Origin of the sequence: Rhodoplanes sp. SY1, assembly GCF_046000175.1 — a bacterium.
Taxonomy (GTDB): Bacteria; Pseudomonadota; Alphaproteobacteria; order Rhizobiales; family Xanthobacteraceae; genus Rhodoplanes.
This window is the reverse complement of the sequence record NZ_JBEOMB010000147.1, coordinates 1-14,428: the sequence shown is the minus strand read 5'-3', so window position 1 is coordinate 14,428 and position 14,428 is coordinate 1. Positions and strand designations below refer to the sequence as shown.

The window sequence follows — 14,428 nt, the reverse complement described above, 5'->3', positions numbered from 1 at the left end:
CTTCTCGGATCGGCTCTGAGGCCGCGTGTCCCGGGCGCGGCGCGACGCGCCGCGAACCGGGACCCAGGGGCGAGCTGACGAGGCGGTGGCGGACCGCTCGCCGTACGGCCCGTCGTGCGGCCCTGGGCCCCGGCTCGGCGGCGCATCAGGCCTCCGGCCTGACGCGCCTGGTCCGGGGCACGCAGCCTTGATGCTAGGCCGCGCGGCAGTCCCCCTCACGCCAGCGCGCCATGGCGGTGCGGCTCGGCCAGGATCTCGATCACGCGGCAGTCCGCGACGCGGCCGCAGGCGCATTCGTCGATCATGCGGGTGAGCTCGTCCTCCAGCGCCTTCAGCTTGGCGATGCGGGTCCGCACCTCGGTGAGCCGCGCCTTGGCGATGGCGTCGGCCTCGCCGCAGGGCTGCTCCGGCCGGTCCTGCAGGGTCAGCAGCGTGCGGATCGCCTCGACGTCGAAGCCGAGCTCGCGGGCGTGGCGCACGAAGGCGAGGCGGCGCAGCTCCGCGCCCGTGTAGAGCCGGCGGTTGCCCTCGGTGCGGGCCGGCGCCGCCAGAAGGCCGATCTGCTCGTAGTAGCGGATGGTCGGCACCTTCACGCCGCTGCGTTTCGCCGCCTCGCCGATCGGCACCGCTTCGGCGGTTTCGCGTCCCTGACTCATCGCGCTTGCTCCTCTAGTCGCTAGAGGATGTAGGACGAAGGCCGGACTTTGAAAGGGCCTTCGATGTCGGACGTGGTGGAGACGCGGTATCGCGTGACGGGAATGGATTGCGGATCCTGCGCCGCCAAGGTGCAGACCGCGGTGAGCCGGCTGCCCGGCGTGGCGGCCGTCGCCGTGTCGGCGGCCAACGGCACCATGACGGTGACGCATCCGCCCGGCGCCGCGGCGCTTCCGGCCCTGCGGCAGAGCCTGACGGCGCTCGGCTACGACCTCGCCCCGCTCGACGCGCCGCCGGCCGGTGCAGCGGAGCGTAGCCACGATCACGCCCACGGACATGATCAGGGGCACGGCGCGGCGGAGGGCGACGCGCCGTGGTGGCGGACCCGAAAAGGCCTCCTGACGCTCGCCTGCGGGGCGGCGCTCGCCGCCGCCTATGCGATCGGGCAGCTCGTTCCCGCGACCGAGACCGGCGCCTTTCTGGTGGCCCTCGCGATCGGGCTCGTGCCGATCGCGCGGCGCGCGTTCGCCGCGGCGCGAGCCGGCACGCCGTTCTCGATCGAGATGCTGATGACCATCGCGGCCGTCGGCGCCGTCCTGATCGGCGCCACCGAGGAGGCCGCCATGGTGGTCTTCCTGTTCCTGGTCGGCGAGCTCCTGGAGGGCGTCGCGGCCGGCCGTGCCCGCGCCAGCATCCGCAGCCTGTCCAACCTGGTTCCCAAGACCGCGCTGGTCGAGCGGAACGGCGAGACCCGGGAGGTGGCGGCCGACACGCTCGCGGTCGGCGCCGTCATCCTGGTCCGGCCCGGCGACCGCATCGCCGCCGATGGCGTGGTGGTCGACGGCCGCGCCGCGGTCGACGAGTCGCCCGTCACGGGCGAGAGCGTACCGGTACAGAAAGCGCCCGGCGACACCGTGTTCGCAGGCGCCATCGTGACCGACGCGGTGCTGCGCGTGCGGGTGACGGCGACGGCCGCCGACAACACCATCGCCCGGGTGGTGCGGCTGGTCGAGGAGGCGCAGGACGCCAAGGCGCCGACCGAGCGTCTGATCGACCGCTTCGCCCGCTGGTACACGCCCGCCGTTGTGGCGGTCGCCGCCGTCGTCGCGGTCGCACCGCCGCTGCTGCTCGGCGCGGCGTGGGGCGAGTGGATCTACAAGGGCCTCGCCCTCCTGCTGATCGGCTGCCCCTGCGCGCTCGTCATATCGACGCCGGCCGCGATCGCCGCGGCGCTGTCGGCCGGCGCCCGCCACGGGCTGCTGGTCAAGGGCGGCGCCGTGCTGGAGACGCTCGGCACGATCAAGCACGCCGCCCTCGACAAGACCGGCACGCTGACCGAGGGCAAGCCGCGCGTCACCGACCTCTTCGCGGTCGGCCGCAGCGAGCGGCAGGTGCTCTCCATGGCGGCGGCGCTGGAGACCGGCTCCAATCATCCGCTGGCCTTGGCGATCCTGTCGCGCGCAAAAGCCGAGGGTGCGCCGGTGCCGCCGGCTGCCGACGTGACGGCGCTTCCCGGCGAAGGCCTCTCCGGACGACTGGGCGGCGAGACGCTGTTCCTGGGCTCTGCTCGGGCCGCGGCGGCGCGGGTCACGTTGCCGGTCGAGCTGAGCGGCAGGGTGGAAAAATTCGAGCAGGACGGCAAGACTGTCGCGGTGCTGATCGCCGGCGCGACCGTGGCGGGCCTGATCGCCATGCGGGACGAGCCGCGTCCCGACGCGCGAGCGGGACTGCGCGCCTTGGAGGCCGCCGGCATCGCGCCCGTGATGCTGACCGGCGACAATCCGCGCACCGCCGCCGCGATCGCGGGCGATCTCGGCATCGCGGTGCACGGCGGGCTGATGCCCGAGGATAAGCAGCGCATCGTGCGGGAACTGCAGGCGAACGGCGGCGCGGTCGCCAAGATCGGCGACGGCATCAACGACGCCCCGGCGCTCGCCGCCGCCGATGTCGGCATCGCGATGGGCGGCGGCACCGACGTGGCGCTGGAGACCGCCGACGCCGCCGTGCTGCACGGCCGCGTCATGGACGTCGCCCGGCTTGTCGCGCTGTCGCGGGCCGCCACGGCCAACATCCGTCAGAACATTCTTGTCGCGCTCGGCCTGAAGGCCGTGTTCCTCGTCACGACGATCGCCGGCATCACCGGCCTGTGGCCGGCGATCCTGGCCGACACCGGCGCGACCGTGCTGGTCACGGCCAACGCGATGCGGCTGCTGGCCTGGCGGATGTGACGAGCGGCGTGAGACGTGGATCCGACGATCAGCGCCCCACGGATCCGACGCGGCGGGCGCCGCGCTCGATCCGGTTCGTGAGGTGGCCTGCCGCACCCGTGTCGATGCGGCGGTAGCGCGCCACGGCGAACTGGAAGAGCCCGAAGGCGAACAGTCCGAGCGCCGTCGCGGCGAGCAGGATCCAGCCGTAGGGCTGGTCCTGGAGGGTGCGCAGCGCACCGGCGAGCCCGCGCGCCTCGCGGGCATTGGCCGTAACGGCGGCGACCACCAGGAACGCGCCGATCAGCCCGAACACCACGCCGCGGGCCGCGAAGCCGGCGCGGCCGAGCGGCTCGACCCAGCGGGCCGCATCGCCGTCGCAGGCGAGCCCCTCGGTGACGCCGCCCTTCCAGGCTCGGGCCGCGAAAACCAGTCCGCCGGCCGCGACGCCGAGGCCGACGATGCCGAGCAGCCACTGCCCGGCCGGCACCGACAGCACCGAGGCCGTCCAGTCCCGCGCCGACGCCTCGCCGTCGCCCCCGCCGGCCGCGTAGCCGAACGCCCAGCCGATCGTCGCGAACGCGAGCGCCCCGTTCAGAAGCGCCGAGAGTCCGTAGGCACTGCGCTTCAGCAAAGCCTTGCGGTCCTGCCCGAGACGATCGGCGTCGAACACGGACTGCAGCACCCGCCAGGCCGCGAAGCACAGGAGCCCCGCCGCGACGAGTCCGAGCCACACGGTCCCGAGCGGCTGCTCGAGCAGCGTCTGCAGCGCGCCCTTCGAGCCCGTCGTCGCGCCGCCGCGGCCGAGCGCCGCCAGCACGGCGAGCCCGCCGACCAGGAGATGGACGACACCGCGCGCCGCGTAGCCAAGACGCGCCAGACGTTCGACGGTGTTGGCCTGCATGGGCGTCCTCCAGGGATGTGGCGGATGGTCAACCGGAACCGCCGAAACCTGTTCCGGTCGTGCCCGGCGCGAAGGCTGGTTCGATCCCGTCCGTATGATTGCGAAGACGCGCATTTCGAGCCGCCCTGGGGTTGCAACCCGAGGCGCGCAGGCATAAATATGACTGACCAGTCAGTCAGAGATGCTGATCATGGATACGCCGAAGCGCCGAAAGCCGACAGGCGCACCCCGATCCGAAAAGCGCGAGATCCGCCCTGCCACCGCCGCTCCGGCCGTCGAAGCCGGCGCGCCGCCGGCCCCCCTCCTGGCAGAGCCCTCCCCGCCCCGCGGCGTCCGGGCCGAGAAGACCGCGATGCGGCGCGCCGCGATCCTGACGGCGGCGCTCGACGAGTTCAGCGAGCGCGGCTTCGCGGCGGCGCGGCTCGACGACGTGGCCAGGCGCGCCGGCGTCGCCAAGGGCACCATCTACCTCTACTTCGAGGACAAGGAGGCGCTGTTCCAGGAGCTGATCACGACCATGATGGGTCCGCTGGTCGCCGACCTGAAGGCGCTGCCGAACCAGGAGCTGCCGCCGCGCGCCGCTCTCGAGCATCTGCTCTCCGTGTTCGCCAAGGAGGTGCTCGGCACCGAGCGGCGGCGTGTGTTGCGCCTGGTGCTCTCGGACGGCCCGCGGTTTCCGCGCCTCGCCGAGTTCCATTACCGCAACGTCGTGATGCCGGCGCTGGCCGCCGTGCGGGCGCTGCTCGTCGAGGCCGCCGCGCGCGGCGAGGTGAATCCGCGGCTCGTCGAGTTTCCGCAGCTCGTCGTAGCTCCCGGCCTCATGTCGGTGATCTGGTCGAGCCTGTTCGACCGCTTCCTGCCGATCGACCCGGAAGCGATGCTGCGCGCCCATCTCGACATCCTGTTCGATCGGGGAGAGCCGCGATGACCCGGCCTCGCAACCGCATCGCCGCCGTGGCGCGTCTTCTGCTCGTGGCCGTGCTGAGCGCCGCGCTCGCCGGCTGCAACGATGCACCGAAGACCTATCAGGGCTGGATCGAGGCGAACCTGATCTTCGTCGGCCCGGACGAGGCCGGCCGCGTCGAGACGCTCTCGGTGCGCGAGGGCGACAAGGTCGAGACCAAGGCGCCGCTGTTCACGGTCGACGACGCGCTGCAGCGCGCCGAGGTGAACATGTACGAGGCGCAGCTCGAGAACGCGCAAGCTGCCTATTCGCGTGCGCAGACGCTGCTCAAGACCCAGTCCGGCACCCAGCGCAATTACGACGAGGCCGAAGCGGCGCTGCGCACCGCCAAGGCGCGGCTCGTCACGGCGAAAACCCATCTGGATCGCCGGGTTCTCGTGAGCCCGGTGACCGGCACGGTGCAGCAGATCTACTTCCGCCCCGGCGAGATGGTATCGGCCGGCAAGCCGGTGCTCGCCATCCTGCCGCCCGGCAATCTCAAGGTCCGCTTCTACGTGCCGCAGGAGACGCTGCCTCGCCTCGCCTATGGCGACACGGTCAAGGTGAGCTGTGACGGCTGCGCCGGCGACATCACGGCCAAGGTGAGCTTCATCGCCCGCTCGGCCGAGTTCACGCCGCCCGTCATCTACAGCCTGCAGGAGCGCGACAAGCTCGTCTTCCTGATCGAGGCGATCCCCGACAAGCCGGAGGCCGTGCGGGTCGGCCAGCCGGTCGACGTCGCGCTCGGAGGCGCTGCGGCGGTCACCACCGGGGCGGCGCGATGACGGCCTCCGCCCCCGTACCGGCCGCTTCGCCCGCGTCGCAACCTCCGGCGGACGATCCGCACGCCATCGCCATCGACGTGGAGGGGCTGACGAAATCGTTCGGCAGCACCGTGGTGGTGCGCAACCTCACCATGCAGGTGCGGCGCGGCCTGATCTACGGCTTTCTCGGTCCCAACGGCTCGGGCAAGACGACGACGATCCGGATGCTGTGCGGCCTGCTGACGCCCGACTCCGGCCGCGGCACCTGCCTCGGTTACGACATCCGCAAGGCCGCGGCCGAGATCAAGCGTCACGTCGGCTACATGACGCAGCGGTTCAGCCTCTATCAGGACCTCTCGGTGCGCGAGAACCTGGAGTTCGTCGCCCGCGTCTACGGCCTGTCGGACCCGCGCGGCGCGGCGCGCGACGCCATCGCCCGGCTCGGCCTCGAAGGGCGCGCCGAGCAGCTCGCCGGCGCGCTGTCCGGCGGCTGGAAGCAGCGCCTCGCGCTCGGCGCCTGCACGCTGCCCGACCCGAAGCTCCTGCTGCTGGACGAGCCGACCGCCGGCGTCGACCCGAAGGCGCGGCGCGAGTTCTGGAACGAGATCCATGCGCTCGCCGCGCAAGGACTCACCGTGCTGGTCTCGACCCACTACATGGACGAGGCCGAGCGGTGTCACGAGATCGCCTACATCGCCTACGGGGATCTGTTGGCGCAAGGCACGGTCGACGAGGTGATCGACGCCTCGCATCTGACCACCTGGACCGTCTCCGGGCCGAACTTGGTCGCGCTCGCCGAGACGCTGTCGAGGCGCGACGGCATCACCATGGTGGCGCCGTTCGGCACCAGCCTGCACGTCTCCGGCCCCGACCACGAGAAGGTGAATGCCGCGATCGCCGACCTGCGCGCCGACCCGACGCTGACATGGGAGCAGGCCCAGCCGTCGCTCGAGGACGTGTTCATCGACCTGATGGGCCGCGCGCAGCAGGGAGGCCGGGCGTGATCCACCCGACGGCCTTCTCGTGTCCATCAGTTCGGCTGCGCTCGTCATGGACGGGCTTGTCCCGGCCGTCCACGCCCTCCTCCGTCCTCACCCTGAGGAGGCTGCGGAGCAGCCGTCTCGAAGGGCGAGGACGGCCCCGGCGTCGCGGCCACATGGTTCGAGACGCGCTCTTGCGGAGCGCTCCTCACCATGAGGGCGGACTTGGTCGGGAGGTGCGGCGCGATCAGAGCATCCGGAGCCGGTCATGATCCACACCGGCACCGTGATGTTCCTGCGGCGGGTCGGCGCCGTGCTCCTGAAGGAGGTGTTGCAGCTGCGGCGCGACCGGGTGTCGCTCGCCACCATGATCACCATCCCGCTGATGCAGCTCCTGCTGTTCGGCTACGCCATCAACACGCAGCCACGCCATTTGCCGACCGCCGTGCTGCTGCAGGAGAGTAGCGACGTCGGCCGCTCGATTCTTCGCGCGCTGGAGAACACCAAGTACTTCACCATCGTGAAGGAGGCGCGCGACGAAGAGGAGTTCGATCGCCTGCTCCAATCCGGAACGGTGCTGTTCGGAATAGAAATCCCGGCGAACTTCGAGCGCGATCTGCGGCGCGGCGACCGCCCCGCGATCCTGGTCGCGGCCGATGCCACCGACCCGGTCGGCTCCGGCGCGGCGCTCGCGGCGCTGTCGAGCGTCACCACGACGGCGCTGCGCTGGGACCGGTCCATCCCGGAGTTCACCCCGCCGCCGTTCGAGGTCCGCGCCCACGCCCGCTACAACCCGGCCGCGGTGAGCCAGCTCAACATCGTGCCGGGCCTGCTCGGCACCATCCTGACCCTCACCATGCTGATCTTCACGGCGCTCGCGGTGACGCGCGAGACCGAGCGCGGCACCATGGAGACGCTGCTCGCCATGCCGATCTCGCCGGTCGAGATCATGCTCGGCAAGATCGCGCCCTATGTGGTGATCGGCTTCCTGCAGGGCTCGCTGATCGTCGGCGCCGGCACGCTGCTGTTCGCCGTGCCGATCTTCGGCGATCTCGCGCTGCTCGCCGCGCTGACGACGCTGTTCATCGCCACCAACTTGTCGGTCGGCTACACGTTCTCGACGCTCGCCCAGAACCAGCTCCAGGCCATGCAGATGGCGATGATGTACTTCCTGCCGAACCTCTTGCTGTCCGGCTTCCTGTTCCCGTTCGCCGGCATGCCGCAATGGGCCCAGTATGTCGGCGAGACGCTGCCGCTGACGCATTATCTGCGCATCGTCCGCTCGATCATGCTGAAGGGCTCGACGCTCGCGGACCTGCGCTACGACACGCTGTCGCTCGTCGTGCTGATGCTGATCGCGATGATCATCGCAGTGACGCGGTTCCGGCGGACGCTGGATTGACTCGGGCTGATCACGTTCCCGTCAATCCGGCTGGACGGCGCCGGACCCGCCGCCGGGCCGGCTTGACGGCCCTCGGCCTGCAAGCCATAGTTGAGCAAGCCCTGGTTGTCCTTCCCTCTTTGTCGGCTGTCGGCTGCCGCGAGCCTCTTCGCGGGGCAACGGAGTCGCCATGGCGTTCGACGAGAAGACGCTGCGCCGTCTGGTGTTCGAGACGTTCGGCGTCCGGCGCTACGTCCACGACACCCCCATTCGCCCGGACGTGTGGGAAGAGTTTCTTCAGAACGTCCACAAGGAGCCCGGCGAACGCGGGTTCGAGACTCGCTTGGAGACCCGCGTCTCGCTGATCCTCACCCCGAAGGAGACGCCGAGCCGAGAGGGCAAGCCGGCGGGCGGCGCCGGGCTCCTGGCCGAGTGCATCCGCACCCGCATTCTCGGCCGCAAGCGCAACGCCGAGCGCCCCGACGATGCGAAGACGAAGACCGTCCTGGAGATCCCTTCGGAGGAACGCCTGCGGGCTTTCCGGATCGCCGCCACGGGCCGCAACGTGGTTCTCGACGTCACCTTCGCGGAGATGCTCGAGCACGTCGTGCCGCTCACCGAGTGGTGGGCGGAGGTGGAGCCCGACTACCGCGACCCGGCGAAGCTCGCGGCGCTGCTCGCGGAGCGTGCCCGGCGGGGCGCCACGATCCGAAGCGCGCTGGAGCAGCTCAAGGACACCGAGTTCTTCCGCTTCGCCGCCCTGGTGGCGCTCGTCGACCTGCTCGGGACCGCGGCCGATCCGACGAGTGCCACCATCCGGACGCTGATCGACAAGCTCGCGCCGTCGCCCGGTGACCGGTCGGCGGAGCTGCGCGACATCGCGAGCCTGTGGGACCATTATCGCGGCATCGCCGCCGCGACCGTCTGCAAGACGCAGCCGACCGGAGACGGCGCCGGACGCGCCGCGTCGGTGGGAACCGAGGTCCGCATCTGGACCGTCCAGCTCGACCGTGCCGCCGAGCCCGAAGCCGTGACGCCCCGGCGAGGCGCCGGGACGACGGGAGCGACATCGCGAGCACGCAAGCCGGCCCGGCCACAGGACGGACTCCTGCATCCCGCCGGACCGCGGCCTGTCATCAGCCGCCCGTCCAGCCTCACCGTGAAGGCCGACGCGGCGATCGAGCTGTTCTCGATCTCGGCGTCCGAAATCGCCTGGGCCGTGGTCGACACCGGGATCGACGCGACGCACGGGGCGTTCCGAACGCCGGCCTCGTCTCCGGACGACACCCCGTCGACCCGGGTCGTCGCCACGCTCGACTTCACCCGGCTGCGCAGCCTGCTCGCCGAGGAGTTCGAGATCGACGCGCTCGTCGCCCAGATTCCCTGGCATCTCGCCGGCGACGGCGCCGACCTCGACCCGGCCGAGAAACGGACCCGCCTCCTGGCGACCATCGACTCGATCCGCCGGCGCAACGTCAACGGCCGCGACCTCGACTGGGCGCTGGTCGAGCTCTTGATCCGGTTCGACCCGATGGCCGCCCCGGTGCCGGACGACCCGCACGGGACTCACGTCGCCGGCATCCTCGCCGGCGATCTGCCGCACGGCACGCCCGACATCGGCGACGAGCCCTTCGCCGGCGTCTGCCCCGACATCCGCCTCTTCGATCTCCGGGTGTTCGGCGCGCCCCCGGACGTCGGCGCGATCGTCGACACGGCCGCGTTGCGCGCCACCCACGGCGGCGACGAGTTCACGATCCTGGCCGCGCTCGACTACATCTCCTGGATCAACCGCGATCCGCAGCGTCCCGCCGTGCACGGCGTCAACCTGTCGCTGTCGCTTCGGCATCTCGTCGAGTCACACGCCTGCGGCCGCACGCCGATCTGCGACGCCTGCAACCGGCTGGTCGCCAACGGAACCGTCGTGGTCGCGGCTGCCGGCAATGCGGGCTTCGAGGGCCGGCGCGGCGAAGGCTCGCTGGGTATCGGCTATCGCGGCACCAGCATCACGGATCCGGGCAACGCCGAGGACGTGATCACGGTGGGATCGACCCATCGCAGCGATCCGCACACCTACGGGGTCAGCTACTTCTCCAGCCGCGGCCCGACCGGCGACGGGCGCATGAAGCCCGACGTGGTGGCGCCCGGCGAGAAGATCAACTCGACCATTCCGGGCGGCAAGATGCTGGTCAAGGACGGCACCTCGATGGCCGCCCCGCACGTCTCCGGCGTCTGCGCGCTGCTGATGGCGCGCCACCGCGAGCTGGTCGGCCAGCCGCGCCGCATCAAGCAGATCCTGATGGCGACCGCGACCGATCTCGGGCGCGAGCGCTGCTTCCAGGGCGCCGGGCTCGTCGACGCGTTGCGCGCCCTGCAATCGGTCTGATCACGACGGAGGACGGCGATGCTGATCGTCGAGGCGATCGACGCGGGTCACGGCGACGCGATCCTGGTCCGCTATCCCGGCAGCGCCGGCTACGAGCGAATTCTGCTGATCGACGGCGGGCCGCCCTCGGCCCGGACCGAGAACGGCGAGGTGTTCCGCCCCTACGCCGACCGCGTCGTGCCGCGCCTGATGGAGATCAAGGCCGAGCGCGACAAGAAGCCGAAGAGCATGGACATCCACCGCGGCCAACCGACCCTGGTGCTCGACCTCGTCGTCTGCACCCACATCGACGACGACCATATCGGCGGGATCGAGCGTCTGTACGGCTGCCTCGCCGGCGCCACCACCTGCGCGCCCGGCGGCAAGGACGTCGAGGCGCGACGGCTGTGGTTCAACTCGTTCTCTGTGCTGCTCGGCGACGCCGTCGACATCGCCGCGGCGACCATGGGCGCGGCCGCCGAGGCGATCGCCGCCGGCGTGCGCAACGGCGAGAACCTGACGGACTACGTGCTGAGCATCACCGGCGCCTCCATCAACAACGGCGCGCCGGGGCTGCTCGTCGCCGCCGGCCAGCAGCCGAAGGGGTTCGGACCGGCCAAGGTGACGATCCTGGCACCCGGCAAGAAGGCCTTGACCGAGCTTCGCGAGAAATGGCTCGACTGGGTGCAAGAGAAGGGCGCCGTCGCGGCCGGCGAGGCCCTGACGGCCGGGCTCGACACGGTCCGCTTCAGGGCGGACACATCGGTCGCCAACCTGTCGTCCATCGTCATGCTGATCGAGGCTTTCGGCACGCGGGTCCTGCTCACCGGCGACCAGCGCGGCGACCACGTGCTGGAGGGGCTGGAGAGCGCCGGGCTCGTCGCGGACGGCGGCGTCTTTCCCGTCGACGTCATGAAGGTCCCGCATCATGGCGCGATCGGCAACAATCAGCGCGCCTTCGTCGAGCGCGTGCCGGCCGACACCTACATCTTCTCCGCCAACGGCAAGGACCAGAACCCCGACACCCCGGTGCTGGAGATGTATGCGGCGCAAGCCAAGACGGGGCGCCGCTTCACCATGGCGTTCACCAACCGCGACATGGTCTACGCTGCGAACCGCAAGGGCGAGATGCCGACGTTGAAGGGAAAGACGGTCGGGACGCTCGCCGAGGCGATCGTGGTCCTGCGAGAGGACCCCGACGTCGAGAAGAACGTCACGTTCGCGTTCCGCGAGCCGGATCAGCACTCGTTGGTGGTTCCGCTCGCGCCGAAGAGCTGACGACGACGTCTCGAACCTACCTGCCGAAACCCCGAGCCAGGAAAGAGTGCGGCCATGCCGGACAAGCCGAAGCGTGCGACCCCGATCGACGGCGACAAGCTCGAGAACATCGTCGGATTCTGCATGTCGGGCGGCGGCTACCGGGCGATGCTGTTCCATGCCGGCGCGATCTTCAGGATGAACGAGCTGAAGCTGCTGCCGAAGCTCGACCGGGTGTCGAGCGTGTCGGGCGGCTCGATGACGGCGGCGGCCCTGGCGATCGCCTATCCGAAGTTCCGGTACGACGCGGCGGGCGAGGTCGTCACCAATCTCCGGGAGACGTTCCTCGCACCGATCCTGGCGCAGGCGAACGACTCCATCGACGTCGGATCGGCCTTCGCCGGCGTGCTGCCGTTCTCCTCCGCGGCCGACGCGGCGGCGCGCAGCTATCGGCGGAATCTCACCGGCGACACCAAGCTCGCCGACCTGGTCGATCGCCCCCGCTTCGTGTTCAACGCCACCAGCCTGATGACCGGCGTGACGATGCGGTTCCGGCGAGATTTCGTCGCCGACTATCAGGTCGGCATGCTCGACGGCGTCGACGTGACGCTCGCCGCCGTCGTGGCGGCCTCGGCGGCGTTCCCGCCGGTTCTGTCGCCGGCCGAGGTCGACCTGTCGGGCGGCACGGTCCGCCCGGGCAGCGCGGGGCCGTGCGGGACGCCCCCCTTCACCCGGCGCGCCGTGCTGACCGACGGCGGCGTCTACGACAACATGGGCACCGAGACGGTGTGGAAGCGCTGCCGCACCGTGCTGCTCAGCAACGCCGGCAAGCCGTTCGGCTTCGAGGCCGACCCGAAGCAGAACTGGCTGCAGCAGTCGCTGCGGGTCCTCGACATCGCCATGGACCAGGCCGAGGATCTGCGCGAGCGCATCCTCTTCCACGCCTACGAGATCGGCGCGCGGAAGGGCGCCATGTGGGGCCTCACCTCCGGCCTGAACGATCCGTCAGCTCGTCCGCCGCTGTTGAGCCCGGCAGAGTACGAGGCGGCCCAGCAGGTCCCGACCCGGCTGACGCGCTTCTCCAAGGCCGACCAGGCGCTGATGCTGAAGGCCGGCTACGCTCACGCGGCGGCGCGCCTGCGCAAGTATTTCGGTCCGAACGACGGCGGGCCGGACGACGTGCCCGACCGCACGCCCCCGGAGCCGTGAGGAACAGCTCAGCAAGAACGCCGGCTCAGTACCGCACCTTGTCGGTCTTCGTCTCCCAGCAGCGGAACGTCTCGGCCGCCTCGTCGGCGGCGAGGCGGCGGAGCGGCAGCACGCGCTGCTCCACGGGGCGCGCGACCTCGTCGTAGAGCGCCTGGTCGTCGAAGCCGATCGCCGCGGCGGCGTGGCGGTCGTTGCCGTAGACGATCTCGGTCACGCGCGCCCACCACAGGGCCGAGAGGCACATCGGGCACGGCTCGCAGCTCGTGTAGACGATCGCGCCGTCGAGCACATGGGTGCCGAGCCGCCGGCAGGCGTCGCGGATCGCCACCACCTCGGCATGGGCGGTCGGGTCGCCGTCCGGCACGACACGGTTGGCGCCCTCCCCGACGATGACGCCGTCCTTCACCAGGACGGCGCCGAACGGCCCGCCGCCGCTCGCGACCGACGCCTCCGCGAGCGCGATGGCGCGCCGCATGAAGCCGAGCTCGTCCATAAGCCCCTCCCGACGTCCAAACCCGGAAGATCATAGGGCGGCCGACCGGACCGGCAAGCGCGCGGGTCCACCCGAACGAACCGATGCCTCGAGATAAAAAAGAGCGCGCGCCCTCGCGGGCGCGCGCTCGACCGGAAGGCATTCGCACGGGGCGACCGTGCGAAACCTCCGGATCCGTCACAGCATGCGGCGGAATTCCGTCGTGGAGGGCGACTTGCGGGCCTTGAGGTAGCGCACCGCGCGGTCCGTCACGTCGCCCGAGAACGTGATGTAGCGATCGAACGCCGCCTTGTAGTCGACGCGCGCGTTGCGGGTCATCAGCACCGTGAAGACGCTCTTGGCGTCCGGCCAGCCGAGCCCGGCCGCCTTGCACAGCACCAGTGCGCCGTCCTCGAAGCCGAGCCGCACCAGATTTCGGATCGCCTCGGCCGGCACCTTGGTGAGCCGGGCCAACGTATCGACCGTCTCCTCGAGCCGGCTGTCGCGGGCCGCGGCGACGAGCTGGCTGCGCAGCTTGGCCGTGCTCTCGTCGCGATCGGCCTCGGTCGGGCGGGTGCGGGCCGGCGTCCGGCTCGGCGCCTCCTCTTCGGCGGCCGCGGGCAGCATGCATTGCGCCATACGGCGCCGCACGTCGGGATCGGGATCGCGCAGGAGCTGCTGGCGCACCGGCTCGGCGACCAGCCGCACCAGCGCCGCGAACATGTCGGCCGGCAGCTCGCGGCGATGGACGATGTGCTTGGCGAGCTCCTCGTCCTGACGGGCGCGGCCGGCGAGCCGCTGGAAGCCGCCGCGCGAGATCAGGGCGCCGTCGTTGGCGGCGACGCGATGCGTGACGGCCGTGTCGCCGCGCTCGACCAGCACGTCGGTCACCTTCTCGGGCACCATGATGCGGCCGGCGAGCGCGAAGAGATGCGCCTGGCTCTTGGCGCGAGCGATGCGCACCAGAAAATCCTCCGCGAGGATCGGCGAGCGCTCCAGCACCGGGCCGGAGACGGTGATGTCGTCGTCCTCGGCGAGCCGGTGGATCACCTTGACGGGGGCGCGCTGCACCGGCGCGATGCGCACGGAGAGCTGCGCCATCGCGCTGTCGGTGGTGTTGTCGAGCAGATGGTGCATCACGGTGTCGAACAGCTCGAGCTGCTGCTCCGTATAGGTATGAACGCCGCGCAGGAAGAGCTCGGCGACGCGGAGCACGTCGTCGCCGCGCTCGGCGCTGCGCAGCGCCTGCGGGTCCGGCAGCGCGCTCTCGTCGAGCGTCCCGTCCGTGAAGGCGA

The 14,428-nt window shown here is 71.0% G+C and carries 12 protein-coding genes; 8 read left to right on the top strand and 4 right to left on the bottom strand.

Going from position 1 to position 14,428, the window contains the following annotated elements; translation table 11 throughout:
- Nucleotides 1-215 precede the first annotated feature (215 nt).
- Nucleotides 216-656, bottom strand: coding sequence for a MerR family transcriptional regulator (locus ABTU92_RS26195; protein ID WP_408094543.1), 441 nt, complete (start codon nucleotides 654-656; stop codon nucleotides 216-218).
- Between the two features lie 63 nt (nucleotides 657-719).
- On the opposite strand from ABTU92_RS26195, the gene ABTU92_RS26190 reads away from it, so the two are divergent.
- Nucleotides 720-2,882, top strand: coding sequence for a heavy metal translocating P-type ATPase (locus tag ABTU92_RS26190; protein ID WP_408094542.1), 2,163 nt, complete (start codon nucleotides 720-722; stop codon nucleotides 2,880-2,882).
- Between the two features lie 28 nt (nucleotides 2,883-2,910).
- Here the strand turns inward: ABTU92_RS26190 and ABTU92_RS26185 are convergent, their stop codons facing one another.
- Nucleotides 2,911-3,765: a DUF1206 domain-containing protein gene (locus ABTU92_RS26185; RefSeq protein WP_408094541.1), complete on the bottom strand. Its 855-nt coding sequence runs from the start codon at nucleotides 3,763-3,765 to the stop codon at nucleotides 2,911-2,913.
- A 352-nt stretch (nucleotides 3,766-4,117) separates the two neighbouring features.
- Between ABTU92_RS26185 and ABTU92_RS26180 the strand changes: the two genes are divergently transcribed.
- From ABTU92_RS26180 to ABTU92_RS26150, 7 genes are all read left to right on the top strand, one after another.
- On the top strand, nucleotides 4,118-4,693 hold the full coding sequence (locus ABTU92_RS26180) for a TetR/AcrR family transcriptional regulator (RefSeq protein WP_408094540.1): 576 nt from the start codon (nucleotides 4,118-4,120) through the stop codon (nucleotides 4,691-4,693).
- On the top strand, nucleotides 4,690-5,493 hold the full coding sequence (locus ABTU92_RS26175; protein WP_408094539.1) for an HlyD family secretion protein: 804 nt from the start codon (nucleotides 4,690-4,692) through the stop codon (nucleotides 5,491-5,493). Before ABTU92_RS26180 ends, ABTU92_RS26175 begins: the two co-directional genes overlap by 4 nt.
- Nucleotides 5,490-6,476, top strand: coding sequence for an ABC transporter ATP-binding protein (locus ABTU92_RS26170; protein WP_408094538.1), 987 nt, complete (start codon nucleotides 5,490-5,492; stop codon nucleotides 6,474-6,476). Before ABTU92_RS26175 ends, ABTU92_RS26170 begins: the two co-directional genes overlap by 4 nt.
- 244 nt (nucleotides 6,477-6,720) lie before the next feature.
- Complete coding sequence (locus ABTU92_RS26165; RefSeq protein WP_408094537.1) at nucleotides 6,721-7,854, top strand: ABC transporter permease; 1,134 nt, start codon at nucleotides 6,721-6,723, stop codon at nucleotides 7,852-7,854.
- Nucleotides 7,855-8,023: 169 nt separating this feature from the next.
- On the top strand, nucleotides 8,024-10,216 hold the full coding sequence (locus ABTU92_RS26160; RefSeq protein WP_408094536.1) for a S8 family peptidase: 2,193 nt from the start codon (nucleotides 8,024-8,026) through the stop codon (nucleotides 10,214-10,216).
- 18 nt (nucleotides 10,217-10,234) lie between these two features.
- Complete coding sequence (locus ABTU92_RS26155) at nucleotides 10,235-11,473, top strand: ComEC/Rec2 family competence protein (RefSeq protein ID WP_408094535.1); 1,239 nt, start codon at nucleotides 10,235-10,237, stop codon at nucleotides 11,471-11,473.
- Between the two features lie 54 nt (nucleotides 11,474-11,527).
- Nucleotides 11,528-12,661, top strand: coding sequence for a patatin-like phospholipase family protein (locus ABTU92_RS26150; RefSeq protein WP_408094534.1), 1,134 nt, complete (start codon nucleotides 11,528-11,530; stop codon nucleotides 12,659-12,661).
- 25 nt (nucleotides 12,662-12,686) lie between these two features.
- On the opposite strand, the gene ABTU92_RS26145 is transcribed toward ABTU92_RS26150, so the two are convergent.
- Together ABTU92_RS26145 and ABTU92_RS26140 are read right to left on the bottom strand one after the other, a co-directional pair.
- Nucleotides 12,687-13,154 (bottom strand): nucleoside deaminase, encoded by a 468-nt coding sequence (locus ABTU92_RS26145; RefSeq protein WP_408094533.1) that lies wholly within the window; start codon nucleotides 13,152-13,154, stop codon nucleotides 12,687-12,689.
- 177 nt (nucleotides 13,155-13,331) lie between these two features.
- Nucleotides 13,332-14,428 (bottom strand): DUF2336 domain-containing protein (locus ABTU92_RS26140; protein WP_408094532.1); only part of this gene is annotated, 1,097 nt, incomplete at its 5' end.

Excerpts from the sequence above, each read along its gene's own strand:
- ABTU92_RS26165 (WP_408094537.1), top strand. The coding sequence starts at position 6,721 with ATGATCCACACCGGCACCGTGATGTTCCTGCGGCGGGTCGGCGCCGTG.
- ABTU92_RS26195 (WP_408094543.1), bottom strand. The coding sequence starts at position 656 with ATGAGTCAGGGACGCGAAACCGCCGAAGCGGTGCCGATCGGCGAGGCG.
- ABTU92_RS26185 (WP_408094541.1), bottom strand. The coding sequence starts at position 3,765 with ATGCAGGCCAACACCGTCGAACGTCTGGCGCGTCTTGGCTACGCGGCG.
- ABTU92_RS26175 (WP_408094539.1), top strand. The coding sequence starts at position 4,690 with ATGACCCGGCCTCGCAACCGCATCGCCGCCGTGGCGCGTCTTCTGCTC.
- ABTU92_RS26190 (WP_408094542.1), top strand. The coding sequence starts at position 720 with ATGTCGGACGTGGTGGAGACGCGGTATCGCGTGACGGGAATGGATTGC.
- ABTU92_RS26155 (WP_408094535.1), top strand. The coding sequence starts at position 10,235 with ATGCTGATCGTCGAGGCGATCGACGCGGGTCACGGCGACGCGATCCTG.
- ABTU92_RS26150 (WP_408094534.1), top strand. The coding sequence starts at position 11,528 with ATGCCGGACAAGCCGAAGCGTGCGACCCCGATCGACGGCGACAAGCTC.
- ABTU92_RS26180 (WP_408094540.1), top strand. The coding sequence starts at position 4,118 with ATGCGGCGCGCCGCGATCCTGACGGCGGCGCTCGACGAGTTCAGCGAG.
- ABTU92_RS26170 (WP_408094538.1), top strand. The coding sequence starts at position 5,490 with ATGACGGCCTCCGCCCCCGTACCGGCCGCTTCGCCCGCGTCGCAACCT.
- ABTU92_RS26160 (WP_408094536.1), top strand. The coding sequence starts at position 8,024 with ATGGCGTTCGACGAGAAGACGCTGCGCCGTCTGGTGTTCGAGACGTTC.
- ABTU92_RS26145 (WP_408094533.1), bottom strand. The coding sequence starts at position 13,154 with ATGGACGAGCTCGGCTTCATGCGGCGCGCCATCGCGCTCGCGGAGGCG.